The following is a 24,925-nucleotide window of genomic DNA, read 5'->3' as shown; positions in this document are numbered from 1 at the left end:
CTTCCTCAGCGGCGGCTGCTTCGGCTGCTGCTGCCTGCTCGGCGGCGGCTTCCTCAGCGGCGGCTGCTTCGGCTGCTGCTGCCTGCTCGGCGGCGGCTTCCTCAGCGGCGGCTGCTTCGGCTGCTGCTGCCTGCTCGGCGGCGGCTCCCTCGGCTGCTTCTTCTTCAGCGGCTTCGGCTGCTGCTGCCTCTGCCTCGGCGGCTTCAGCGGCGGCGGCCTCCTCAGCCTCGGCTGCAGCCTCGGCGGCCTCATCAGTGATGCGAGCCTGCTCGGCATCTGCACGAAGCGCGGTGATCCGGTAGCTCAGCTGCTCGTTATCGACCTCGCCGTTCTCGTCGATGAACTCGCTGTTGCCCAGGATCTGCTCGAAGAAGCTCTGCAGATCGCCTTCCCAGCCCTCGAGCTCCATCAGGTTCTCGAGGAGCCCCTGGAGCGTCTCGCCGACCTGTTCGACATCGGTGCGGGTGGTCTCGGTGGCGCGTTCAGCATTCTCGCTCGCTTCGGCAGCGCTGGTGGAGTTCTGGCGAGCCTGTTCGGCCAGGCTCTCGGCCTCAGCGGCCTCCTGCTCTGCGTCGATGGCGTTCTGTTCGGCCTGTTCCTGGAGCCGGGTGTCCGTCGCGGCATCAGCGAGGCTGTCCTCTTCAGTGAGCAGGACCTCCGCGACGGAGGTCTCGGGCTCCTGGTGCTGCTCCACGGCAGCCGCCTGAGTCTCCTCGGCGGCGGCGCGGGCCTCGTCGGCTGCAGCCGAAGCCTCATCGGCGTCGACCTGAGCCTGAACGGCGGCCTGGTGCTCCTCCTGCATGGCGGATTCCAGCTCCAGTGCACGCTGGCTGGCCTGGGAGATGCGGTCCGAGATCTCATCGATCATCTGTTCTGTCGCCTGGGATGAGTCCCGGGCCGTAGAGATCTCTTTGGCAGAAGGGACCGCAGGAAGCTCAGTCAGAGAGACTGAGTCTGCGGAATTCTTGTCATTCTGTTCGACGGCATTGGCGGCACGATCGGCCACCAGATCGGGGAGCGTTGTCCCGACCAGCGCTGTCGTCACGACGGCGGCAGTAACTGCGGCCACCGCAAGATTGCGACGGTATTTCACGGTAGATCCTCACTTAGTCCTCACTGGGGAAGCGCCGCAGCCCGTCTCATGGGGCAAGGTTCGAATCGCGGTGCCTCAGCTCTTGGACTCACGTGGCCAGGCGGACTTGAGGAAAGACGGTTTTAATGCCCTCAATCAAAAAGAAGATCGCCCTGCAGTGATAGCCGTGTGATCCAGAGGCCGAAGCGAAACGATGGGAAACGCGATTCGAGCCTTTTGGCGCTACGCCGGTAACGATAGTTGTGGATTTGTCATCTTGGCAACAGGTCGTGTCGTTCCTGTGATCAAGCTGTGAGGGCTACTTCCCTGTCATTCCGGGGCTGCAAAGGCATAAAGGCTTAGGCTCAACCTTCAAGTAGGTTGAAGGTTGAGCCTCCCGGACATTGCAATGAGACTGTGCTAATGGGTTATCGGCATCAGTAAATCCTGCGAATCAGCAGTTTTCATCCCCAGCCGAGGCGATGCAGGGTTTCGTCATCGATGCCAAAGAAGTGCGCCACTTCGTGGACCACCGTGATGGTCACCTGGGTGATCACGTCCTCGCGGGACTCGCACATCGCCAGGATCGACTCCTTATATAGGGTGATGTGATCCGGCATGGACCAACCCTCTCCGCCGCGCTCGGTGAGCGGGACGCCCTCGTAGAGCCCTAGCAGCACCGTGGAAGGGTCCTCCCAGGGCTGGGGCTCGTACCGGTCCTCTACGAAGACCGCCACATTCTCGAGCTGACCGGACAGATCCGCGGGAATGCTGTCCAGCGCCTCTATGGTGGCGGCGTCGAACTCCTCGTCGCTCATGGGAAAGGGCATGGTCCCATCCTAAGGAGACTCACTCCTGGTGCCGGGAGCGCCGCCGGCGGATTTGCTCTGTGAGGTCGCTGGACCTAAACTTTTAGAGGTTCCCATAAGGGATCGGGCCCCCATCGTCTAGCGGCCTAGGACACCGCCCTTTCACGGCGGCGGCACGGGTTCGAATCCCGTTGGGGGTACTCCGGTGAAACGGAGTCTGCGGTGACAAGCCGCAGATCGTTGTTCGAAGCTCGCGGAAGCGGGATTTTGTGCAACAGGGGTGAGACTGGTAAAGTTTCTCCCTGTGCCAAGCGGCACAAAGCAAGGCCCTGTAGCGCAGTTGGTTAGCGCGCCGCCCTGTCACGGCGGAGGTCGCGGGTTCAAGTCCCGTCAGGGTCGCTTCACTCTCTGTACAGAGAATCTGGTCGGAGAGCGAGTCGTCGCTCAGTTGGCGATCATGGCTCTGTAGCTCAGTTGGTAGAGCGTTCGACTGAAAATCGAAAGGTCACCGGATCGACGCCGGTCGGAGCCACCTTTACCCCCTAGCGGGAAAGAAAACCCCTGGATTTCCGGGGGTTTTCTTGTGTCTGGGGGTCAATTTCCCGCTTCCAGCCTTCTTCGAGTCATGAGTCTAGAAGACCTGGCAAAGACGAAAGGGGCCCACCTCCTGATGAAGGCGAGCCCCGTCCTGCTTCGCTGAATCGCAGCTGCCCTGCACCTCGATCATCGAGCGCGGTGGGCCGTGAAGCCGATTCAGTTCTTGATGTAGCCGTTGGGATTGAGCACGAACTTCTTCGCCGCGCCCTTATCGAATTCTGCATAGGCAGCCGGCGCGTCTTCAAGCGCAATCGCCGTGGCGCTGACGGCCTTGGCGATCTGAACCTTGTCCTGCAGAATCGCCTGCATGAGGTGGCGGTTGTACTTCATGACCGGGCACTGTCCGGTGGCGAAGGACAAGGACTTGGCCCAGCCCAGTCCCAGACGGATCGAGAGGGACCCTACCTGGGCGGCCTCATCGATCCCACCCGGGTCTCCGGTGACATAGAGGCCAGGAATGCCGAGTGCGCCACCGGCTTCGGTGAGGTCCATCAGCGAGTTGAGAACGGTTGCCGGGGCCTCCTGCGCTGAATCAGCGCCGTGCCCACGTGCCTCGAAGCCGACCGCATCCACGCCACACTCCACCTCAGGCACCCCGAGGATCTGCTCGATCTGGTCTCGGGGATCGCCCTTGGAGACATCGACGGTTTCGCAGCCGAAGGAACGGGCTTGGGCCAGTCGCTCCTCGTTGAGGTCGCCGACGATCACCGCGCCCGCACCGAGAAGCTGTGCTCCGACCGCGGCGGCGAGTCCGACGGGACCTGCGCCGGCGATGTATACCGTGGATCCTGGTCCGACGCCGGCAGAGTAGGCGCCGTGGAATCCGGTCGGAAAGATGTCCGAGAGCATGGTCAGATCCAGGATCTTCTCGAGCGCCTGATCCCGGTCCGGGAACTTCAGCAGGTTCCAGTCGGCGTAGGGCGTCAGCACGTACTCCGCCTGTCCGCCGACCCAGCCTCCCATGTCCACGTATCCGTAGGCGCTGCCCGGGCGGTCCGGGTTCACGTTGAGACAGATTCCGGTCTTGCGCTCCTTGCAGTTGCGGCATCGCCCGCAGGAGATGTTGAACGGCACCGAGACGATATCGCCGACCTTGATGAACTCAACATCGGAGCCTACTTCGATCACCTCACCGGTGATCTCGTGTCCGAGCACGAGGCCTGCAGGGGCGGTGGTCCGGCCGCGCACCATGTGCTGGTCGGAGCCGCAGATATTCGTGGCGACGGTCCGGAGAATGGCGCCGTGCGGCACCTTGCGGCCGATGTTGGCGGGATTGACGCCTGGTCCATCCCTGAGCTCGAACTCGGGGTAGGGGGTATCCACGACCTCGACCACACCCGGACTCTTATACGCGATTGCACTGTTTGTAGACATTGCTATCCTCTCCTTGGGCCGCGACGGCAAGATTCCGCCACATGTTTAAAGTCTCTATTTGGGTGTGAGTCTTCTCAATGACCCTTGTGGCTGGCCGCAGCTCTACCTTCGGGTAGGTCGCGTCAGTAGGATGAGAAATATGGAACGCGTCACACTGCCCGACGGCCAGCTCCACCCGCTCTTCGAGGTTCTCGCTTCACCGCTCGGCCTGATCGTTCGTGGGCTCTCCGATCTGCTGAGCCCACTGGTGGCCCACTCGGCGTTGATCATGCTCACCGCCGATCCCAGCGGCGGGCGCATCCAGTGCTGCGGCGATCCGACCGTCCAGCGCGGGGTTCGAGGACTGGATCTCGATCAGCTCAGGAGCAAGATCGGCGGCGTCGAGGGCGTGCACGGAACCACACTGCGCGTCGGCGATGCCCGGCGCCCCGCGATCCAGGTGGTGGCCCGCAACGGTGCGCTCCTGGTGCTCACCGATCCCGGCCCGGTGGCGGATCTCGACCCGCTGCTGGACATCTGGAACATCGTCGCTCTGCACGTGCAGGAGCGCGCAGATGAAGCCGCCCCCGACTATCTCCGACATGCACGCTCCACCGCAGGGCTGCGCCTGCAGGTGCTGAGCGAGATCAAGGACGAGTACTCCGCGACCCTGGACAGCATCCTCGTTCCGCTCAGGTCGGGGCAGCTGTCCGATGCCTCCGCGCGAGACGCCGCCATCGCGAGGTCCGCCGCGGGCTTGAAGCGACTTCGTGGGATGACCGAGCAGGCACACACCGTGGCGGCAGAGTCGGTGACGCTGGCCTTCGCGCGGCTGAAGGAAGAACTCTGGTCCGCCGCGCGGTCCTGGCACGTTGAACTGGAGTTCATAGAACCTCCTGAGGGTGACCATCTGATTCCTGACGATGTGGCCCGTGGCGCCAGAGCCGTGGTCCACCGGTTCATTCTCAGCCGGATGCAGCGCTCCGAGATCAGCCGTGTGCGCGTGCAGTGGTCCTGCGACGGGACCGACCTGATCGTCAAGGTTCGGGATGATGGTGATGGTGGGACCGCAGATGCCGAGACTCTGCTGCAGAGCGTTCAGCAGCGCATCCATGCCCTCCGAGGCCAGCTGGCGGTCAACTCCACGTCGGGATGGGGTGCCGAGCTCTCAGCGGTCCTGCCCCTGGAGCCTCCCTTGGTTCGACCCTCCACGGCCGCCATAGCGGGTCTGCGGCCACGGGAGATGCAGGTGGCGAACCTGCTTGCTTCAGGCAGCCGGAATCGCGCCATCGCTGAAGAGCTGGGTATCAGCGAGAACACGGTGAAGTTCCACATCTCACGGATCCTGCACAAGCTGCAGGCCGGGTCCCGGGCGGAGGCCATCGCCACGCTCCTCACGGAGCAACAGACCTGAGAGTCCCGGAACCGGTTCACCATCTCCGAGCCCCGACCCGGTGGGCTACTGTGTCAGCGCCTCATCCAGGATCCGAGCCTGTTGCAGTGAGAAGTGATCCTCGCCCTCCGGATACTCGGCCCTGACCTGCTCGAATCCCTGTTGGCGGTACCAGGCCGAGCCCTCTCGGGTGGCTGTGACTGCGTCGAACGGGGCGTAGGGGACCGAGCCGTCATCCAATGTTCCGGTCACCCAGATCAGGTCCAGGGACAGTCGCTGCTCCGCGCTAGGTTCTTCCACGGCTATCTGTGGAGCTCCTCCGCCCCCGATCATCACGGCGCCACCTGTGACCACCTCAGGAGTCCGGGGAAGCACGCCATAGGTGATCATCTCGGCTCCTCCCGAGTACCCCATCCACCAGACCCGCTCAGGATCGACGGGGAAGGACTGCGTCACGCGTTCGGTCAACAGGTCGTTCAGCCACGGAAGGTTCGTGGAGATGTCCTCCCACCAGGTGACCTCGCCCTGCACATCCGGCGTCAGCGGAGCCAACAACACCATGTTCTGGGACGCGGCGACTGCGGCGAGACAGTTCAACAGACCATCGGGGTTCTCGAACTCAGCGCCGCCGTCCCCGTGGAGCCTCACCACGACCCCGACTGGCTCATCGAAGTCCACGCCCCTGGTGAACAGGTGGTAGCTGCTGGTCGTGTCGCCCGAGGTGAACTCCTGATCAAGCTGGATCGCCTCCGCGGCGCCATCAGGCCCACCGGACTCACCAGGCTCACCGGACTCGTCGGCAACGCCGATGCCGGTCACGCGGTCGGGCTGAGCGCGCGGGTCTGGCGGCAGGATTCCGTGGGCCTCACACCGGGCCGGGGAATTCTCCTCCGTCTCGGTGGCCTCGTCCTCGCCCAGGAGCAGGCTCATGACGAAGAGCCCGAGGACTCCGGCGAGCACGGCCGCCAGCAGTCCGCACAGCAGCACCCAACGCGTGGTCATAGTGGTCATCCTTGCGCCTGCGCCGTGCGTCGGCCCCGATGCTTCTTCGGAGACTCCTGTCGACGGATCTGATCGGGGTCATGCACCGCCCCGGGTGGCCTCTGCCATGAGTCTAGGAGATGCTCGGTCGCGGGGGAGCGAAAAGGCGCCAGGGTCAGCGTGATCAAGGATGGATCTTCCACTCAGCGCAGATCGGGCAGCATCGGCTCGAACAGCCAGCCATGCAGCAGCGACCGCGCGGGCTGCCCGGTGACTCGCTCGGCATGGTCGAGGAAGTCCGCGGTGGTCACGGAGCCATATCGATTCTCCGCCGTCCATGAGCGCAGCACCCGGAAGAACATCTCCTCACCGGAGAACATGCGCAGTGCGTGCAGCGTGAGCGCCCCGCGCAGGTAGATCCGGTCGTCGAACATGTCGGGTCCGCTGGGATCGGCGAGCACGATGTTCTGAGGCAGCGAGGCCAGCCGGTCGTGCGCCGCGCGAGCGTGTGCATCGGCGCCGAGCTGGCCGGAGGCTTCCGACCACAGCCACTCCGCGTAGCTGGCAAAACCTTCATTGAGCCAGATGTCGGTCCAGAGTCGCGGAGTCACGGAGTTGCCGAACCATTGGTGGGCGAGTTCATGGGCGATCAGGCGCTCGGAGTCCCAGCCCGGGCTCAGGTGGTTCGCCCCCAGGATCGACAGCGGTTGAGATTCAAGCGGAATCTCCAGTTCATCGTCGGTCACCACGACCGTGTAGGCGCTGAAGGGATACTCGCCGAAGTCTCGTTCGAAGACCGTCAACATCGCATGTTGCTTCGCCAGGGCGTCCTGCGCCCGCTGCCACTGGTGCTCCCCGCAGGCCAGCCCCAGGGGCACTCGGGCCGGAGGGTGCGCAGCAGCTGCGATCGGACCGCGCCGGTATGCTCCGATCTGGACCGTCGCGAGGTAGGTCGCCAGCGGTCGGTCGGACTCCCAGGTCCAGGCCGTGCGGCTGCCCTCAGCGGTAACCTGACGCAGCTCTCCGTTGCTGATCGCGGTGTAGTCCGAGTCGAGCACAACCTTGCAGCGGTAGGTGGACTTGTCACTGGGGTGGTCGTTGCAGGGGAACCAGGTGGCTGCCCCATTGGGCTGCCCGGCCACCAGCGCGCCGTCGCTGAGTTCCTCCCAGCCGACGGCGCCCCACGGGCCCTTCCTCGGTCGGGGCTTTCCTCGATAGTCCACGTCGATGATGAGCGCCTGGTCCGTGGCGAAGCGACCCGGGAGCACGAGCTTCGTGCGGGTCTGTTTGTACCGGGTCTGGGTACCGTCGAGGAGCACCTGGCTGACCTTCAGGCCGCACAGATCAAGCTCGATGCTGGAGGTCTCTGTGAGTACGCGCACGTGGAGCCTTGCGTGGCCGGTGAGTCGGTTCGGCCGGACCTCATAGTCGAGATCCAGGTCGTAGTGCTCGACCTTCAGCTCCGCTGAACCTGAGGTCGGAGTGTAGGGGTCTGGCTGGCTCATGGTGAAACACGCGTCCTTCTACAAGATCGAATTTCCAGGCTGCGGCCCCGCCCGCCGCGAAGCGGTGTGAGAATGAGCTGACTCGATGACATGCAGCGCTCAACACGGGTTTCGGGAGGTGGGTCGGTGGAATGGACGTGCGGGGCTGACCGCGATGCGGACTCGGTCGTCCGCGCCCTGGTGGCGCGGACCTACGGCGTGGACCCGCTCCGGGTGGAGCTGCCGCGCCGAGGCGGAGTGCCCGAGGCCAGGATCGACGGACACCGGGTTGAACTCTCCAGGTCCCGCTCGAACGGATACCTCGCAGCGGCCTGTGCCGGCCCCGGGGAAGAGTCTTCCCTGGGGATCGACATCGAGCTGGTCCGACCGTTCCTGGAGTCGGTCACTGAGCCCGTCGAGTTCGCCGAGGTGGTTCTGGCGCCCGAGGAGCTGAAGTGGTTCCGTGAGACGAGGGGTGCGGCCAGGGCCCGGCGGCTGGCCTGGCTGCTGCGCGCCTGGGTGCGCAAGGAGGCGGTGCTCAAGTCGCTGCACACCGGGTTCGACACCGGCCGCGGCGGCCTGTCGCCCATTGCGGTGGTGCTGAACGCGCCCTGGGAAGCGCCGGTCTGTCTCAGCCACGACCAGATCACGGTGACCGACCTGCGCACCCTGACCGGAAACGCCGCCCTGACCGGGACCGAAGGTCAGGTCAGGACCGAGGGCCCGGTCGGGGAGAACGCCCGGGACAGCGGTCTGGTGATGCTGGCTCTTGCAGAGAACCCGGGCCCGATCAGTCGTCCTGATCGATGACCCAGCGGGTCGAGGCAGAGTCCGTCCTGGAACGACTAGCCCCGTCGACCCTGCGACCAGGGCCCGGAATCTCCGCGGTTCTCGGAGGTGCCGGAGCCCTCGGTCTTGCCCCGCCAGCGTTCCTTCACATCCTCGGGCAGGTCGTCCCATGGCTCCGCTTCAGACATCATCAGGCCGGCGAGCAGCTTTCTGCGTTCTTCGTACAAGGCTTTGGCCGCGTCGTCGCGATTGCTGCGCACGTACCCCTCCAGCACCTTGGAAGACAAAGGACAGAATGCGCGCACACGTGGCTGCGCCTGGTTCTCGAACGTCAGTCTAGTGGACCGAGAATCACAGGACGCTCAGTGTCTTGATAGCGGTGTCCTCTCTTCCAGGCGGTTGCTGACCCGGTCCCGCACGGTCTTGGTGGCCACGGAGATGCCGTGTTCCAGCGGGCCTGGGCCTTGGAAGTGTCTCCAGACCAATGCGAACCCGGTGGCCGCCAGCATCTGAATGATGAAGGACACCCATGGCGCATAGGCGAGGATGCCGGTGGCCAACATCAGCAGATGCGCACAGTACAGCGTCAACGTCATGCTGCCGATCGCCGCCAAGGGCTGCACCACGCGTGCGGCCCAGCGCCCCAGCAGCAGCATCGCTCCCAGCACGGCCGTCGCGATGCCCAGCGAATGCAGGACCTCGAACGGCGTCGAGGTATAGGGGGCCAAGACGGTGAGCCACCACCAGGTGGTGCTCGGGAGGTCCGGTGGCGGACCCCAGGTGAGGAATTCCTCGATCTCTACCGCTGACCACGGGGTCGCCGCGAACAGCTGACCGCGGCCGCCCAGCGGGCCCTGCAGCAGCGCCGAGCTCAACCAGACGACGACGGCGACAACGGCACCGGTGATGAACAGTCGGATGGCCGTGGATTTCGCCTGCAGATCGAGGCGTCCGATCGCCATGCCGGCACACACGTAGGCCAGCCACGGGATGACGGGGAAGCTGCCGGTGAACAACACCACGCTGAGGAACGCGATCGGGTCCGTGACCAGTGTGGTGAGGGTCGGATCGTAGCCGTCGAGGGTCGGCAGCGAGTTCTGCGTCAGATGGACCAGCACCGGGCCCAGCACCGCGATCCCGACGGCGACCGCCACCAGCGCCCGGAATGAGAGCCGGAGCAGTGGGATGGCCAGCAGGAACATGGCGCCGTAGTAGACCAGGATGATGGCGGCCGGCGGGTCGGCGTAGGCCAGGAGCAGCCCCAGGACGGCGATCAGCACCGCCCGCACGGCGAGCGCCGCCTTCGCGGCGGTCATCGCGTGGCCCCGCAGCGGGCGTCGCCCGCCCGTCAGGAACGCCAGCGTCACGCCTGCCAGCAGTGCGAAGAGCGTTGCCCCGACCCCGGAGAAGGCAGACCAGATGAAGGTTGGGCCGCCGTTCTGCGTCCAGGACGGAAGAACATGGATGGCCACCATGAAGACCAGCGCGAGACCTCGAGTCGCATCGACCGCGATCAGGCGGCGCTTGGGCTTCTGCCCGGCCGAGGCGGCCGAGGCGCGGGCTGGGGCACCTCGGGTTGTCCCCTTCATGGCAGTCTCAGGCTGAGCACCGGCCGTGCGCCGCCGGACTGGTACACCGTGGCCTCCGCAGAGACCATGGCTCGAGCCGGCATGACTCGGTCCGGGATCCCGGACTCCGCCAGGTCCAGCGAGAGCTGCCGGCTCTCGGCGTCGTCGAGATCCAGCAGCGGCAGGCGCACAGACCCGCCGGGCAGGCCCTGCATCGCCAACGCAGCCTTGACCGAGGCGGCTGCGGGCGCGCGGAACATGCCCTCATAGATGGCGAGCAGCTGACGGTGGATGCCGGCGGCCTGAACGGTTCTTCCCTGCTGGTGACAGCGTTGCAGGTGGCGCAGCAGGTCGGCGGCGACGTGGCCGACCACAGACACGAACCCGGTTGCTCCGATCGAGAGCAGCGGCAGGTTCAGCATGTCGTCCCCCGAGTAGTAGGTCAGGTCCGTGTGCCGCATGACCCAGGAGCTCGATGCCAGATCGCCCTTGGCGTCCTTGACCGCAACGATCTGCGGGTGCTGCGCGGCCGCAGCGAAGGTCTCCCGGCTGATCGCGACCCCGGTGCGTTTCGGGATGTCGTAGAGCATCACGGGCAATGATGTGCTCTCTGCGACTGCGGTGAAGTGCCGCAGCAGCCCGGCCTGGCTGGGACGGCAGTAATATGGCGCGACCACCAGCAGGCCATCGGCGCCGGCCTCCGCAGCAGCCTGCGCCAGGTCGATGCTGTGCTGGGTGTCGGCCACCCCCACTCCGGCGATCACCGTGGCCCGTCCACCGACCGCGGCGGCCACCGTGCTGACCATCGCCGTCTTCTCCGCGTCGGTGGTGGTGATCGACTCCCCAGTCGTGCCGTTGACGACCAGGCCGTCGTTCCAACCGTCACGGGTGAGCCAGCCGGCAAGGTCCCTGGCGCCATCGAGGTCCAGCTGACCAGACGGGTCGAAGGGCGTCACCATGGCTGTCACCACGGTGCCGAAGGGGGGAGCGAGCCGAAACCTGAAATCGGGTGTCGAATCCATCGGGTCTCCTTCTTCCGTTCTCAACGAAGCGTCCCGGCGGGCGCCAGGGACTCTCGAGTCCCGGCGCTGACCTGAGTCCGCCGGATCGGGTTCCCGTTCCATGTGGTGGACTCCGGGATGGACTCCGAGCGCATCACCAGAGACCCTGCGCCCACACTTGCGTGGGCACCCAGGGAGCTTCCGGGGAGCACGATGCTGTTCGGCCCGAGCGAGGAACCCTCCTCGAAATGGACGCGGTCCAGTCGCATGATGCGGTCGTGGAACAGGTGGGTCTGCAGCACCGTGCCGCGGTTGACCGTGGCCGACTTGTCGAGCTGGATCAGATCGAACTCGGGCAGCCACCAGGTCTCACACCAGACGCCGCGGCCGATGCGAGCACCCATTCCGCGCAGCCACAGGTTCAACAGCGGGGTGCCCAGGCTCATCCGAATCAGTCCGGGAACAGCAAGCGCCTCGGAGAAGCAGTCGGCGAGCTCGTTGCGCCAGACGAAGGAGCTCCACAGCGGCTTCTGGGTCGCCTTGAACCGACCGATGAGCAGCCACTTGGCCGCCATCGGGATGAGAGCGGCAACTATTCCGCTGGCCAGCAGCACCGGTCCGGAGAACAGCACCGCGACCAGGAGGCCATAGGCGTCGAATATCGTGGAGAGCACGAAGACCGTGATCAGGGCCAGCCAGGCCGTGATGAACATCGGCACGATCCGGCACAGCTCGACGGTGGCGCGGGCGACCTTGAGCCGGCGGCTGGGCTCGTAGGTCAGCGAGGCATCGACGGGTTCAGGGGCCCGCGGCAGCTCGATCGGCGGGTTGCCGAGCCACAGGGAGTTTGACGGCATGCTCTTCGGTGCGCTGGAGAGCACGGCGACCAGCGAGTTCGAAGGCATCCTCTGATCTGGACCGAGGATCGCCGAATTGCCGAGGAACGCCTTCTGCCCGACGCTGCCGCTCTCGAGCCGCAGCCAGCCGTGACGCACATACTTGGAGGAGACCAGCGAATGGTCGGCCAGGAACGCCTTGTCACCGACGCTGGTCAGATGTGGAACTGTTTCAACCGTGGCAGCTTCCACGTCCTTGCCCACATGTGCGCCCAGCAGGCGCAGCCAGAACGGGGTCGCCATGCTGCTGTAGAGCGGGTACATGTTGATCAGAGACTTCGACATCAGCTGCCCGGACATCCAGGCGGCCCAGGCGGGAACGCTGTGCACCGAGTGGGTGCCTCGAGGCATGAGTCGACCCATCAGACGGACGGATCCGGCGAGCAGGCCGAGGTATGTCACCACGGTGATGATCACGAACACGGGTGTCCATGCGGCCAACGTCCACAGCGCAGGCGCCAGGGCCTCGAAGTCGGAGATCAGGTAGAACATGAGGGCTGCGCCGGGCAGCGGTGCCGCCAGCGCCAGGAGTCCCAGCAGGGCGAGCCCGATCGGGTACAGCAGGTCGGTGCCGCGGGAGTGCGGGCTTTCCTGCTGCGTCGATTCCGGCCAGTCTTGTCCTGAGGTGCCGACCCGCTCCAGCGGCGAGCCTGCCCAGTATTCGTTCTTCGGGACCATGCCGGTGACCACGCTGGCGGGGGCGATCTCTGCGTCGTCGCCGATCACGGCGCCGCCCTGCAAGGTCGTCCTGGTGCCCACGCGGGCGTTCTGCCCGATGCGTACGATGCCGATGTGCAAGGTGTCGCCCTCGAGCCAATGCCCGGCGAGGTCCACGTCGCGCTCGATGGACGCCCCCGACTCGATCGCGGCCAGGCCGGTGACCGGCGGAAGCGCGTCCAGGTGCACGTCCTTGCCGACTCCGGCACCCAGGGCGCGCGCGAATGCTGGTGCCATGGGGGTGCCCATGAGCCCGTCCAGCTGGCAGAAGGTCATGATCCGCTCTGCGGCCCAGAGCCGGATGTGTACCAGCCCGCCGCGTGGATAGATGCCTGGCCTGACCTGGAACAGCAGGAGTCGGGAGGAGGCGATCGCTGCCAGTGCTCGCGCTGGCAGGCTGAACAGGACCGCCCAGGCGATGATGGTCGGAACCAGCGGCGGGTTCGGAACCCACGGGGTCTCCCCGATCTGGAACAGCACCAGGCAGACGATGGCGATTCCGGTGACGTAGCGCAGGCCGATGATCCCGTAGAGGCTCGCGATCAGCGGCAGCTGCAGGAAGCCGGTCCATCGCGGCGTGGGACGGGTCGTTCGTTCTACCGCGGATGTCGGATCCAGCTGCCGCAGGTGTGAGGACATCGCCGAAAGCGTGGGGTGGGCGTAGAGGTCAGCGATCGAGACATCCGGGTAGCGCTTGCGCAGCATCGAGACCAGCTGGGCGGCGCTCAGGCTGGAGCCGCCCAAGGTGAAGAAGTCACTCTCTGCGCTCATGGGCACCGGTCCGAGCAGGCTGGTCCACTTCTCGGCCAGCCAGACGAAGTCGGTATGCAGCGTGGCCGCAGCGGCCGCCGCGCTCGGGTCTGCTGGCAGCGGCCAGGGCAGAGCCTTGCGGTCGACCTTGCCGGAGGTCTTCACCGGCAGTTCATCGATCACCGCAAGTGCGGGGACGAGCCGTCCCGGCAGCTGCTCACTGAGTCGGGCGCGGGCCTCGGCCAGGTCGATGACCTGCCCAGCAGCGGGCACCAGGTATCCGGCGAGGATTCCGTTGCCGTCCGGGCTCGTCTGCACGGCACTCGCGCCAGCGGCGACGTTCGGCAGGTGGCTCAATGCATCATCGACCTCACCCAGCTCGATTCGCTGGCCGGCAAGCTTGACCTGATCATCCGCTCTGCCCACGAAAACCAGTCCCTCGATCTCGGCCCGCACCAGATCCCCGCTGCGATAGGCGCGCGGCCAACCGAGCGTGGTCATCGGCGCGTACTTCTCGGCGTCCTTCTCCGGGTCGAGATATCGGCCCAGTCCGGCTCCGCCGATCACAAGCTGTCCAACCTCGCCCCAGGGCACCGGCTGATCCTCGGCGTCCACCACTGCCAGCTGCCACCCGCGCAGCGGAAGCCCGATGCGCACCGGAGTAACGCCGTCGACCAGTGCCGCGGTGGAGACGACGGTGGCCTCGGTGGGTCCGTAGGTGTTCCACACCTCCCGGCCGTCGGTGGCCAGGCGTGCCGCGAGCTCGGGTGGGCAGGCCTCTCCACCGAAGATGAGCAGCCGGATGTTGTCCAGGGACTCCGCGGGCCACATCGCGGCCAGCGTCGGCACGGTGGAGATGGCGGTGATTCCGCGCGCAGCCATCCAGGGTCCGAGGTCTTCGCCGGCTCGGACAACGTCGCGGGGCGCAGGCACCAGGCAGGCGCCGTAGCGCCAGGCCAGCCACATCTCTTCGCAGGACGCGTCGAAGCCCACCGACAGTCCGGCAAGCACTCGATCACCTGGCCCAAGCGGTGCATCTACGCAGTAGACCGAGGCCTCGGCGTCCACGAACGCCGCTGCGGACCGGTGCGAGATCGCGACTCCCTTGGGCTTCCCGGTGGAGCCGGAGGTGAAGATGATCCAGGCGTCGTCGTCTCCGGTGGGGCGATGATATTCCCCGTGCGGGGGAGACTCTGGTCGGAGGTGCACGTTCAGACCGGATCCGATCACGGCGCTCACGCTGGCCTCTTCCCAGACCAGGTTGGCGCGCTCTTCCGGTTCGTCGTGATCCACCGGAACGTAGGCCGCACCACGGTTCATCGCTGCCAGGACGGCGATGTAGAGATCATTCGTCCCGGATGGCACGCGGATGCCCACCCGGTCTCCGGTGCCGACGCCGGACTCACGCAGGATCTGCGCCACCGATTCGATGCGGCCCAGCAAGTCCATGTAGGTCAGCGCGACGACGCCGTCGTCGAGCGCGATCGCGTCGGGATAGGTGTCCACCGTGGTGAAGAAGATGTCCAAAAGGGTGCGAGGGGCCGCAACAGCCCCGCCGGAGTAGACAGCGGTCGAAGGAGCCAGGTGTCTCCGATGGTCACTGAGCTTCGGAGTTCCGGCGGGCGCGGTCAGTGCAATGACCTCGTCCGATTTCTCTCCGCGTCGGACTGGGACAGAAGAAGCCTTCGATACAAGCTCCGGGGTCACCGAGGGGAGGGCCTTCGGCGAGCCTTCATATAGAACCATGAATCACCTTTTCGGCGGATAGCGTCAACGCCCCTATCGTTTCCAGGCGCGACCAATGGGTCCCGGTCCGCATGGCGGATCGGTTGTAACAGGGGATACGCGGGGATCTGGAGCGGCGTTCAACGCAGGGCCAAAGAATCTGCGGCACCTGACTCGGGGAGGTCTCTGTCAGAAGACGCGCAGGCGTCCTGCCGAGGAGTTCAGGCCATGGGATGCGTCGACGCGAGAGCGCGCGCATGCCCGGGTGAATACTCAGTTTCAAATGTGATTTTAATCACATCTTGTGGAAACAAAGTGAGCGGGGCTACTCTACTAGTGGCTCAGCACTTAAGGACCGTCCCCGGTTGAAATCCTTGCACCGGAAGCGATAGGGGACTAGGAAGGTGAGTTCTTATGCCTGTTTCTTCCTCCGTTCAGCACCACACCCCCGTGAAGCTGCTCGCTGGTCACACCCGCCCGCCCAGTCGTTCCGATCAGCGTCGGCCCGTCGTCTGGCGCCGGCCTGCGACGGAGTACTCGGTGAGGTCCACGGCGGAGGAGAAACCTTGCTCACGCCCCACCGGGTCGGGCAGAGGTGTCCCCCATGCGCGTCGATGATGACTCGCCCTTCGAGGTGCAGGGAGCGTTCGCCGAGCATGGTGCTGCGCTCTATTCGTTCGCGCTCAACGCCCTCGGGGACCGCGCCGAGGCCGAGGACTGCGTCCAGGAAGCCTTCATCCGGGCCTGGCGGAGCAGAGATCGGTACAGCACATCACGTGGATCCGTGCGCACCTGGCTGTTCGCCATCACCCGGAATCTGGTCATCGATGCGCTGCGCGCCCGCGCCCGGCGCCCGGCACCCTCGGATCCGGAGAAGATCGCGTGGGCGAGCGAGCCGGTGACAGAGGACCTGCTCATCGTGGAGCGCCTGGTCCTCTACGAGTCCCTGGCGACCCTCACCTACGAGCACCGAGAGGTGATTGCCGCAGTTCAGCTGGACGGCGTAGGGTATCAAGAGCTTTCGGAGCGGACCGGGATTCCGGTCGCGACCTTGCGGACGCGAATGTACTACGGGATGAGGTCCCTTCGGACTGCAATGGGAGGTGATGCTCACGATGACGGAAATGCCTTCGCGGCGCGCGGAGCTCATCGCCGGGGCGCTGACGGGCGACCTCAGTGACCACGAGCGGCTCGAGCTTGACCAGGCCCGAGCCGCAGACCCGTCGATCGACGTGGAGCTCGCAGAGCTTCGCTCGGCTGCCGCACGCCTGGACGCGGCGGACATCACCTGGCGCGAGGAGCCGCCGCCTGCGTCTCTTGCAGAGCGCATCCGGGCCGCCACCTCCGAGGCTGCCCCTGACTCCGAGGATGAGGATAGGCGCTCGGCATCCTGACCTCACTGGACCGCCCCTATCCGGATCAACGGCGAGGGTGAGGCCTGGAGATCCGTGCCTGCGCCTGACCTGCGGTCGGAATGCTCGACTGTTCAAGATCGCCTCGTATAGGTTGAGAACGAGGCGGAGCGACCGCACAGCATAGGAGGCGCCATGACTCAGCACCCAGGCCAGAACGAACCTTCTGAGGGCGAGGACCAGAACCCGGGCCAGCGCCCGGGAGAGACCCCTGAAGACGCCGACTCACAGGGTCACCAGCCCACCAGGCCACTGGGCGCCACGCCGAACGAGCCCCGCGTCCCCGGGCGTCCCCCCGGCCAGTCGCCAAACCAGCCGAACCAGCCGAACCAGCCTGGAACGGGCCCCGGCCAGCCCGACGCGGGCCGCTATGGTCAACCAGCGCCGCCGCAGCAGGCGCCAGGCGCCGGCCCCTCCGGCTACGATCCCTCGGGCTATGGGTATGCACAGCAGCAGGGCGGCTACCCCGGTCCGAACCAACCAGGCCAGCCGAACCAGCCAGGCCAGCCGAACCAGCCAGGCCAGGGCCCCGGTCGACCCGGGCAGGGTCAGCCCGGCCCGGCCGCTCAGCAGTACCCCGGCCAGTACTCCGGTCAGCCGTACCAGCAGCCATACCCGCAGCCTCAGGGAGCCCCGACCAAGCACCGGTCGCCGGAGGGCAAGAACTTCTTTGCGGCGCTCTTCGACTTCTCGTTCCAGAGCTTCGTGACCGTGAAGTTCGCCAAGTTCATCTACGCGATCCTGATCGCGTTCATCGCACTGGGGTACCTGCTGGTCGTCATCACCGCCTTCACCGACAGCGCCGCCGCGGGCTTGCTCGTGCTGCTGCTGGGCTGGATCCCTGCGGTGATCTATCTGATCCTGATCCGGATCTCGCTGGAGTTCATGATCGCGCTGGTCCGCACCTCGCAGAACACCGCCGGGACCCGGACCTAGATCGAAGCGCTGCGGTCTGAGCTGAAGAACGGCCGCTGAGCCTCCGCGCCTCCTCCGGGCACAACGACGACGGCGCCTGATCCTCCACGTGGAGGACCAGGCGCCGTCGTCGTTCAGTGGTTGTTCTGGATCTGCTGAGTCAGCCCAGATCCACCAGCACGGGGGCGTGGTCGGAGGCGCCCTTGCCCTTGCGCTCCTCACGGTCGATCGACGCGGAGCTCACGCGTTCGGTCAGTGCGGGCGAGCCCAGCACGAAGTCGATCCGCATGCCTTCCTTCTTCGGGAAGCGCAGCTTGGTGTAGTCCCAGTAGGTGTAGACCCCGGGGCCGGGGGTGTGGGGCCGGACGACCTCGGTGTAGCCGCTGTCCAGGAAGCCCTGGAACGCCTCGCGCTCGGGCGCTGAGACGTGGGTCAGGCCCTGCTCGCGGAAGAAGTCGATGTCCCAGACGTCCTCGTCCTGCGGGGCGATGTTGAAGTCGCCCATCAGCGCGATCTGAGCCTTGGGGTCCTCGTTCAGCCAGGACTGCGCGTGCTCATTGAGCTGCCGCAGCCAGGCGAGCTTATAGCTCATGTGCTCGTCCTCGAGGGAGCGCCCGTTGGGGACGTAGAGGCTCCAGATGCGCACTCCGCCGCAGGTCGCGGCGATGGCGCGGGCCTCCTGGATGGGGTCCTTGCCACCCTTGCCGAACACCGGCTGGTCTTCAAAGGTCCGTTCCACGTCCTTCATGCCGACTCGGGAGGCGATGGCCACCCCGTTCCACTGGCTCAGCCCGAAGTGCGCGACGTCGTAGCCGTTGGCCTCGAAGAGCTCCCAGGGGAAGTTCTCGTCCTTGCACTTGGTCTCCTGGATCGCCAGGACGTCCACGTCCGATCGATCCAGCCAGGCCTCGACCCGGTCGGCCCGGGCCCGCATCGAGTTCACATTCCATGTCGCAATCCGCATGGGTCCAAAACTACCAGCGGCCTCCGACGACGGCGCGGCGCAGCGTCACCGGCGGCGGTCACCACCGAGGCTGATGCTCAGCCGTGGCGCCACCAGTCGTCCTGGATGGTCACCGGGACGGTTCGCTTGTGTCGGGTGCGCAGGTAGTGCTCTTCCAGGACAGCTGCGTCGCTGTCCGGGATCTCGCGGCCCTCGAGGTAGTCATCGATGTGGTCGTAGCTGATCCCGAGCTCGGTCTCATCGAGCTGGCCGGGCTTGTCATCGAGGAGATCCGCGGTCGGGGCCTTGGACCAGAGCGTCTCGGAGGCGCCGAGGTGGCGCAGCAGCTGCCGGACCTGGCGCTTGTTCAACGTGAACAGCGGCAGCACATCGGCGCCGCCGTCGCCGTACTTGGTGAAGAAACCGGTGATGGATTCGGACCCGTGGTCGGTCCCGATCACCAGCGCGTCGTTCTCCCCACCGATGGCGTACTGCACGGTCATCCGCAGCCGGGCCTTGACATTGCCGCGGTGGTAATCGCGCATCGGCCGGCCCAGAGCCTCGTCGAAGGCGGCGTTGACCCCGGTCACGGCCTTCTCGATATTAAAGGTATGTGTCTGATCGGGGGCGATGAACTCCAGGGCGGCGTCGGCATCGTCGGCGTCGTGCTGGACGCCGTGGGGCAGCCGCACCGCGTGGAACTGGGCCTCGTGGCCCTGCTCGCGCAGCCTCTCCACCGCGAGCTGGCAGAGCCTGCCTGCCAGCGAGGAGTCCACGCCGCCGGAGATGCCCAGCACGAAGCCCTTGGCCCGGGCGGTCTTGGCGTACTCCACCAGGAAATCGACCCGCCGATCGACCTCCGCCGCAGGGTCGATCTCGGGCTTGACGCCCATCTCTTCCACGATGTCTGTCTGAAGATCACGCATGCCCTGATTCTACTCAGGGGCAGATTTCGCTCAGATGACTGAGCGCTATGTGTCCAACTGATCTGACTGCGGCGCCCCTGGATAGGCTGACCGAACACGAGCACCGCCTGTCTGAGGGGAATGGCCCGTGCGAGACGATCCACGTGCCCGCTATGCGCGGTGGGACCGCGCCACCGAGTGGCCGATGGAAATCATCGCGCTGCTCTTCCTCGGCGTCTACGCCTATGTGGTGATCGGCAATCTGCGTCTCTCCGGGGTCGACTGGCCGCGGGCCTTCATGACCGGAGTCTGGGTGATCTTCGCCCTGCACTACGTGATCAGTCTGGTGCTGGTGCGAGATCGGGTGCGCTGGTTCTTCACCCACCTGCACGAACTGGCGATGGCGCTGCTGCCGTTTCTGCGACCGCTGCAGCTGCTGCGGCTGGTGAAGCTGCTCTCGGTGCTGCACAAGACCGCCGGCACTGCGCTGCGCGGACAGGTCACGGTATATGTGGCCGGCACCTCCGCGATCCTGGTCCTCATCGCAGCTCTCGGTGTCCTCGATGCCGAACAGAACGCTCAGGGCGCGAACATCACCAGCTTCGGCGACGCCATGTGGTGGGCCTTCGTCACGATCACCACCGTGGGCTACGGGGACTACTACCCGGTCACGGACCTGGGACGCATGATCGCGGTCGGGCTGATGATCGCCGGCATCGCCCTGATCGGCTCCGTCACGGCGACGCTGGCCTCGTGGTTCGTGGAGAAGGTCGCCCAGACCCAGCAGGAGACGCAGGCGGAGGCGGATGCGGGCCGTGCCCAGCCGGATCAGGCGGCGCAGCCCGCGACCGGCTGAGCGGAGTCCCGGTGGGGCTCGCCTCGGCCCCCGGGCCCACACCCCTAGAGGCCAAGACCATTGGCCCGCAACCCTGGAGGTGCAGCTTCTGGTGTGCCAGGCATGGCCCTCGGAATGAGCCGCTGGGTACGCTGGGGCGACACCACCCCGCCGGACCGAGGGGGACGCTCTGATGGCACCAGACGAGGCATCCGCACCGGGGTCCCGCGGAACCCGGACCCGTTCCGAGGTCGACTTCGGGGACCGCTATCGCCGCTGGGAGAAGGCCTCAGAGCTCCCGCTGACGATCGTGGCGCTGGTCTTCCTGGCGGTGTACGCGTATCTCGTGCTGGCCAACACCCGGGCCGCCGAGGTCTCCTGGCCGCGGATCTTCCTGTTCGGGGTCTGGGCGATCTTCGCTCTGCACTACCTGATCAGTCTGATGCTGGTGCGGAATCGAGGGCGCTGGTTCCTGACCCACCTGCACGAGCTGGCGATGGCGGTGCTGCCGTTCCTGCGACCGCTCCTGCTGCTTCGTCTGGTCAAGGTGGTCGCAGTGCTGCACCGCACGGTGGGCTCTGCGCTGCGCGAGCAGGTGTCGATCTACGTGGCTGGCGTCTCGGTGATGCTGGTGCTGGTGGCCTCGTTGGCGGTCCTGGATGCGGAGCAGAACGCCGATGGGGCGAACATCACCAGCTTCGGGGACGCGATCTGGTGGACCTGTGTCACCATCAGTTCGGTGGGCTACGGCGACTACTATCCGGTCACCGGGCTGGGTCGTCTGCTCGCGATCGGACTGATGATCGCTGGCATCGCGCTGCTCGGCTCCGTCACCGCGACGATCGCCTCGTGGTTCGTGGAGCGGATCGTTCAGGCGCAGCACCAGGTCGTGGCGCCCCCGGCGCCCCCGGCGAGTGGACGAGGCGGCGGGGCGGGATCTCATCCTGAGGACGCCGACCCGGATTCGGAGACCGGGCCGGATTCGGGCGTCGACCTGGATTCGGGGACCGATTCGCGGCCGGGTCGATAGCTAGGATGGGAGTCATGACTGAGACCGCCGGAACCCCCCAGCCCACCGCCCCCGCCGCTGAGCATGCCGCTGATCGCCAGCGGCTGCAGGAGCTGATCAGTGAGCTCGCCGTGGTGCGCGGGAAGGTCACGCTGTCCTCGGGCAAGGAGGCCGACTACTACATCGACCTGCGCCGGATCACCTTGCAGCATGAGGCTGCCCCGCTCGTCGGCCGGGTCATCCGGCAGCTCCTGGCCGAGGCCGGCATCGACTACGTCGCCGCCGGCGGGCTGACCATGGGGGCGGACCCGGTCGGGACCGCCGTGCTGCATGCTGCGGCGCGGGACGGAGCCGCCACGGATTCCTTCGTGGTGCGCAAGGCACAGAAGTCCCACGGCATGAACCGCCAGGTCGAGGGTCCCAGTGTGGAGGGCCGGAAGGTGGTCGTCCTGGAGGACACCTCGACCACGGGCGGCTCCGCGCTGACAGCTGTAGAGGCCGTGCGGGCTGCCGGCGGGATCGTGCAGGCGGTGGCCGTGATCGTGGACCGCGACACCGGTGCCAAGGAACACATCGAGGCTACGGCCGGGGTGCCCTATCTCTTCGCCTACTCCAAGAACGACCTCGGGCTGGACTGACGCGGGCTGATCCAGGCTGAGGCGGGTTGATTCGTGGTGAGCGAGACCGAGCAGGCTCACCCCTCCAAGCGGACAGTCCTGGTCGGTCTCTGCCTCACCCAGATCATCTCCTGGGGTGTGCTCTTCTATGCGTTCCCGGTGTTGCTTCCGCGCATCGCCGCGGACACCGGCTGGTCGGCCACCGCGTTGACTGCTGCGTTCTCTGCGGCGCTGGTGGTCTCAGGACTGCTCGGGGTGCCGTTGGGACGGGTGTTGGACCGACGCGGACCCCGGCAGATCATGACCCTCGGGGCGGCGCTCGCAGTCCTGGGTCTGCTGGGCGTTTCCTTCACACCGTCGTACTGGGTGTTCCTGGTGAGCTGGCTGGTCATCGGTGTGGCGATGTCAGGGACGCTGTACCCGCCGGCCTTCGCGGCGCTGACCCGGTGGTACGGGTCGCGGCGGATCTTCGCTCTGACCATGGTGACCTTGGCCGGGGGCCTGGCGAGCACGGTCTTCGCGCCGGCCACCGAGGCGCTGGCCACGCAGCTGAGCTGGCGCGAGACCTATCTGGTGTTGGCGCTGGTGCTCGGTGTGCTGGTGGTCCCGGTGCACGCGCTGGTGCTGCGCAGGCCATGGCCCGCGCAGCATGCGGGTGAGACGGCCGACCTCCTCCCCGACACCGAGGCCACCGGCGCCGAGGCGAGCGGCACCGAGGCGACCGGCGCCGCCGTCGACCCGGCCTCCCCGGAGCCTCCGATCCAACCACCCAGGCGGGACTATGCCGCCGCGATCATGCACAGCCGGGCCTACATCCTTCTGGTGGTCGGGATGTCGCTGGGCGCGGTGACGATGTACGCCGGGCTGATCAACCTGGTGCCGATGCTTGTCGAGCGCGGGGTGTCCCCGATGGTGGCGGCCTGGGTGCTCGGCCTGGGCGGGCTGGGTCAGGTCATCGGCCGCGTCTTCTCCGCACGGCTGGATCGCGGCACCACCGTGCGGCAGCGCAGCGCGTTGATCTACGCGCTGCTGGCTCTGACCACGGCGGCGCTGGCCTGGAACATCACCGCAGCGGTGCTGCTGGTCGTGATCTCTATGGCGGCCGGCGTCGCCCGAGGGATCGTCACGCTGCTGCAGGCCACCGCGGTCACCGACCGGTGGGGGACCCGTGAGTACGGCCGGCTCTCGGGGGTGCTCAACGGCCCCATGATGCTCGCGGTGGCGGTCGCTCCGTTCTTGGGTGCCATCCTGGCCGAATGGCTGGGCAGCTATGAGGCGATGTTCGGCGTCCTGGCGGGACTGGCAGTGCTTGGACTGGGGTCGATCGTGGCCAGCATCCCTGCGTGTCATCCAGTGGGCGATATGAGGGAAGAATAGGGCCGAAATTGCGGAAGAAGTCCCTCAAATCACCCACTAGATGATGGCGTGTGGATAACCACAGGTTCATTCGGGGACCTTGGGCACACTGGCCCGGTGCACACTCTGCCGAAGGAGCTCACCGGACGGGCATTCACCGCTGCCGAGGCTCTTCGCGGGGGAGTGCCCCGGGAGCGCCTCCGACGCAAAGACATCGTCGCACTGGGGGCGGGTGTCTACGCGGTCCAGGTGCTCATAGCTCAACGCACTCCACGGGAGACGCTTCAGCTCAAAGCTGCGGCACTCCTTCGGGAGCGCCCCGACGCATGGCTCTCCCACTCGAGTGCGGCCCAGATCCACGGCCTATGGCTCCCGGACCGGCTTCTGACGGATCACCGACTGTACCTTTCCCATGCGCCGGAGCCCGGCCTGTGGACCCGCCGGCAAGGGGTCTGTGGGCACCGCGTCGCGCTTCGTCCGCAGGACGTGACGACGCGCGGGAGCCTCCGGCTCAGCACTCCCGGGAGGACCTGGCTCGACGTGGCCCCACTCTGCAACGAGCGCGAGCTGATCATCCTGGGGGACCAGCTGGTGCGTCCTCCCTATCAACGCTTCGAGGGCCGGAGGGAACCGCACGCAGCCCTCGAGGAGCTCGCGGCCCTCCTTGACCGCTCCCGCGGCGTTCCGGGACGACGACGCTGCCTCGTCGCCCTGACCTGGGTCCGGGTGGGCGCCGATTCCATTCAAGAGACGCTGCTCCGGCTCGCCCTGATCCGGGCGGGGCTGCCCGAGCCAGAGCTCCAGGTCCCCGCGCAGCCGGGATACCGCTGGTCCCCGCGTGCGGATCTGGGCTACCCGGCCCCGAAGATCGCGATCCAATATGAGGGCGACACCCACTTCACCCCGCAGCAGCAGCGCGCCGACCAGCGACGTGACAACATCTTCCTCGCGGAGGGGTGGCGGGTGCTGCGCTTCAACTCAGAGGACTCCCGGGAGGGATTTCAACGTGCCGTGGCCCAGGTTCGCGCGGCACTCGGTCTCGAGTGACCGTACCCCCTCCCCACCCGCATCCATTGTGCAGTTCGACTGCCGTTTCGGACCCGAACGGCGAGAAGACCTGCACAGATTGCACACTCGATGCGCGGCGGCGTCGGCCCGAGGTCAGCTCCCCAGCGATCGCTGCATCAGCACCGTGCTCAGCGTCTGCCCGCGTTTGATCCCCACATCCGCCAGCCGCCCCGCCTCGGTGAACCCGAGCTTCACGTGAAGCGCGTAGGACGCGGCAGTGGAGGCGTCGTCGGTGAGCACCGCGATCACTTGGCGGTGCCCGGCGGCCTCGCACTGGGCGAGCAGCTCGGTCAACAGCGCACGCCCGACGCCGCGTCCCTCTGCGCCGGGACGCAGATAGATCGTGTCCTCCACGGTGTGCCGGTAGGCGGACTTCCGCCGCCAGTGTCCGGCATAGGCGAATCCCAGAATGAGCCCATCCTGCTCCGCGAGCAGGAACGGATGCGCCGCCGACCGCTTCTCCTGCAGACTCTGCGCCCATTCCGCCACGCTCATCGGCTCCTCGCTGAACGTGGTCACCGTGTGGTGCGCATAGTGCGCCTGGATCTCGACCACCGCGTCAAGATCGGGCAGCTCGGCGTCGCGGATGCGCACGGAGCGGGCGGGGGAAGCGGGGACGGCAGCGTCAGGCATAGCTGGAGCATAATCCCCGCATCCGCCCCACCCGCATCCGCTCTACCGCGGACACGCCGCCCTGGTCCGCGCCGCCTCCGAGGACCTAGGGTGCTCC

The 24,925-nt window shown here is 66.5% G+C and carries 22 protein-coding genes and 3 tRNA genes; 13 read left to right on the top strand and 12 right to left on the bottom strand.

Annotated features, from left to right (window positions below; genetic code table 11):
* Together EV640_RS02170 and EV640_RS02165 are read right to left on the bottom strand one after the other, a co-directional pair.
* Positions 1-1,093: hypothetical protein (locus EV640_RS02170; protein WP_208292155.1), on the bottom strand; the 1,093-nt coding region annotated here is incomplete at its 3' end.
* 443 nt (positions 1,094-1,536) lie between these two features.
* A complete protein-coding gene (locus EV640_RS02165) occupies positions 1,537-1,902 on the bottom strand; it encodes a metallopeptidase family protein (RefSeq protein ID WP_051501012.1) in 366 nt (121 codons plus the stop codon).
* Between the two features lie 106 nt (positions 1,903-2,008).
* On the opposite strand from EV640_RS02165, the gene EV640_RS02160 reads away from it, so the two are divergent.
* The 3 genes from EV640_RS02160 (at position 2,009) to EV640_RS02150 (ending at position 2,413) form a co-directional block, all read left to right on the top strand.
* Positions 2,009-2,081 (top strand) — tRNA-Glu (locus tag EV640_RS02160).
* 125 nt (positions 2,082-2,206) lie between these two features.
* A tRNA-Asp gene (locus EV640_RS02155) sits at positions 2,207-2,280 on the top strand.
* Between the two features lie 60 nt (positions 2,281-2,340).
* Positions 2,341-2,413: transfer RNA gene (locus EV640_RS02150), tRNA-Phe, on the top strand.
* A 221-nt stretch (positions 2,414-2,634) separates the two neighbouring features.
* Here EV640_RS02150 and fdhA read toward each other — a convergent pair.
* On the bottom strand, positions 2,635-3,852 hold the full coding sequence (fdhA, locus tag EV640_RS02145; RefSeq protein ID WP_036474586.1) for a formaldehyde dehydrogenase, glutathione-independent: 1,218 nt from the start codon (positions 3,850-3,852) through the stop codon (positions 2,635-2,637).
* Positions 3,853-3,991: 139 nt separating this feature from the next.
* On the opposite strand from fdhA, the gene EV640_RS02140 reads away from it, so the two are divergent.
* Complete coding sequence (locus EV640_RS02140; protein ID WP_133725648.1) at positions 3,992-5,245, top strand: LuxR C-terminal-related transcriptional regulator; 1,254 nt, start codon at positions 3,992-3,994, stop codon at positions 5,243-5,245.
* Positions 5,246-5,290: 45 nt separating this feature from the next.
* On the opposite strand, the gene EV640_RS02135 is transcribed toward EV640_RS02140, so the two are convergent.
* Together EV640_RS02135 and EV640_RS02130 are read right to left on the bottom strand one after the other, a co-directional pair.
* A complete protein-coding gene (locus tag EV640_RS02135; protein WP_133725647.1) occupies positions 5,291-6,226 on the bottom strand; it encodes an alpha/beta hydrolase family protein in 936 nt (311 codons plus the stop codon).
* 182 nt (positions 6,227-6,408) lie between these two features.
* Positions 6,409-7,710, bottom strand: coding sequence for a M1 family metallopeptidase (locus EV640_RS02130; protein WP_036474585.1), 1,302 nt, complete (start codon positions 7,708-7,710; stop codon positions 6,409-6,411).
* A gap of 126 nt (positions 7,711-7,836) precedes the next feature.
* On the opposite strand from EV640_RS02130, the gene EV640_RS02125 reads away from it, so the two are divergent.
* Positions 7,837-8,499: a 4'-phosphopantetheinyl transferase superfamily protein gene (locus EV640_RS02125; protein ID WP_166645844.1), complete on the top strand. Its 663-nt coding sequence runs from the start codon at positions 7,837-7,839 to the stop codon at positions 8,497-8,499.
* A 35-nt stretch (positions 8,500-8,534) separates the two neighbouring features.
* On the opposite strand, the gene EV640_RS02120 is transcribed toward EV640_RS02125, so the two are convergent.
* From EV640_RS02120 to EV640_RS02105, 4 genes are all read right to left on the bottom strand, one after another.
* On the bottom strand, positions 8,535-8,738 hold the full coding sequence (locus tag EV640_RS02120; RefSeq protein WP_036474583.1) for a hypothetical protein: 204 nt from the start codon (positions 8,736-8,738) through the stop codon (positions 8,535-8,537).
* Positions 8,739-8,840: 102 nt separating this feature from the next.
* On the bottom strand, positions 8,841-10,067 hold the full coding sequence (locus EV640_RS02115; RefSeq protein WP_133725645.1) for a heparan-alpha-glucosaminide N-acetyltransferase domain-containing protein: 1,227 nt from the start codon (positions 10,065-10,067) through the stop codon (positions 8,841-8,843).
* Positions 10,064-11,068: a 4-hydroxy-tetrahydrodipicolinate synthase gene (dapA, locus tag EV640_RS02110; RefSeq protein WP_133725644.1), complete on the bottom strand. Its 1,005-nt coding sequence runs from the start codon at positions 11,066-11,068 to the stop codon at positions 10,064-10,066. The genes EV640_RS02115 and dapA overlap by 4 nt, the downstream gene beginning before the upstream one ends.
* Positions 11,069-11,088: 20 nt before the next feature.
* Positions 11,089-15,156, bottom strand: coding sequence for a Pls/PosA family non-ribosomal peptide synthetase (locus EV640_RS02105; protein WP_133725643.1), 4,068 nt, complete (start codon positions 15,154-15,156; stop codon positions 11,089-11,091).
* A 583-nt stretch (positions 15,157-15,739) separates the two neighbouring features.
* Here EV640_RS02105 and EV640_RS02100 point away from each other — a divergent pair.
* The 3 genes from EV640_RS02100 (at position 15,740) to EV640_RS02090 (ending at position 17,483) form a co-directional block, all read left to right on the top strand.
* Entirely contained in the window at positions 15,740-16,315 is a 576-nt protein-coding gene (locus EV640_RS02100; protein ID WP_133725642.1) for an RNA polymerase sigma factor, read from the top strand.
* Positions 16,260-16,529 (top strand): hypothetical protein, encoded by a 270-nt coding sequence (locus EV640_RS02095; protein ID WP_036474581.1) that lies wholly within the window; start codon positions 16,260-16,262, stop codon positions 16,527-16,529. Before EV640_RS02100 ends, EV640_RS02095 begins: the two co-directional genes overlap by 56 nt.
* 153 nt (positions 16,530-16,682) lie before the next feature.
* Entirely contained in the window at positions 16,683-17,483 is an 801-nt protein-coding gene (locus EV640_RS02090) for a DUF4282 domain-containing protein (protein ID WP_133725641.1), read from the top strand.
* Positions 17,484-17,622: 139 nt separating this feature from the next.
* Here the strand turns inward: EV640_RS02090 and EV640_RS02085 are convergent, their stop codons facing one another.
* On the bottom strand, positions 17,623-18,426 hold the full coding sequence (locus EV640_RS02085) for an exodeoxyribonuclease III (RefSeq protein ID WP_036474579.1): 804 nt from the start codon (positions 18,424-18,426) through the stop codon (positions 17,623-17,625).
* Between the two features lie 77 nt (positions 18,427-18,503).
* On the bottom strand, positions 18,504-19,331 hold the full coding sequence (gene nadE, locus EV640_RS02080) for an ammonia-dependent NAD(+) synthetase (protein ID WP_133725640.1): 828 nt from the start codon (positions 19,329-19,331) through the stop codon (positions 18,504-18,506).
* A 127-nt stretch (positions 19,332-19,458) separates the two neighbouring features.
* Between nadE and EV640_RS02075 the strand changes: the two genes are divergently transcribed.
* The 5 genes from EV640_RS02075 (at position 19,459) to EV640_RS02055 (ending at position 24,174) form a co-directional block, all read left to right on the top strand.
* Positions 19,459-20,166, top strand: coding sequence for a potassium channel family protein (locus EV640_RS02075; RefSeq protein WP_133725639.1), 708 nt, complete (start codon positions 19,459-19,461; stop codon positions 20,164-20,166).
* 172 nt (positions 20,167-20,338) lie between these two features.
* Positions 20,339-21,175 carry a potassium channel family protein gene (locus tag EV640_RS02070; RefSeq protein ID WP_133725638.1) on the top strand — a complete coding sequence of 279 codons (837 nt, stop codon included), beginning with the start codon at positions 20,339-20,341 and terminating at the stop codon, positions 21,173-21,175.
* A gap of 5 nt (positions 21,176-21,180) precedes the next feature.
* Entirely contained in the window at positions 21,181-21,792 is a 612-nt protein-coding gene (pyrE, locus tag EV640_RS02065; protein WP_424991607.1) for an orotate phosphoribosyltransferase, read from the top strand.
* A gap of 36 nt (positions 21,793-21,828) precedes the next feature.
* Positions 21,829-23,148: an MFS transporter gene (locus tag EV640_RS02060; protein WP_208292154.1), complete on the top strand. Its 1,320-nt coding sequence runs from the start codon at positions 21,829-21,831 to the stop codon at positions 23,146-23,148.
* Positions 23,149-23,244: 96 nt separating this feature from the next.
* The gene (locus EV640_RS02055) at positions 23,245-24,174 is read left to right on the top strand and encodes a PDDEXK family nuclease (protein WP_133725635.1); all 930 of its coding nucleotides are present in this window, start codon (positions 23,245-23,247) and stop codon (positions 24,172-24,174) included.
* Positions 24,175-24,288: 114 nt separating this feature from the next.
* Here the strand turns inward: EV640_RS02055 and EV640_RS02050 are convergent, their stop codons facing one another.
* Positions 24,289-24,828: a GNAT family N-acetyltransferase gene (locus tag EV640_RS02050; protein ID WP_036474574.1), complete on the bottom strand. Its 540-nt coding sequence runs from the start codon at positions 24,826-24,828 to the stop codon at positions 24,289-24,291.
* Between the last annotated feature and the right edge of the window lie 97 nt (positions 24,829-24,925).

The organism is Nesterenkonia aurantiaca (assembly GCF_004364585.1).
GTDB lineage: Bacteria > Actinomycetota > Actinomycetes > Actinomycetales > Micrococcaceae > Nesterenkonia > Nesterenkonia aurantiaca.
The sequence above is the reverse complement of the archived record's forward strand: the minus strand, read 5'-3'. Positions and strand labels throughout refer to the sequence as shown.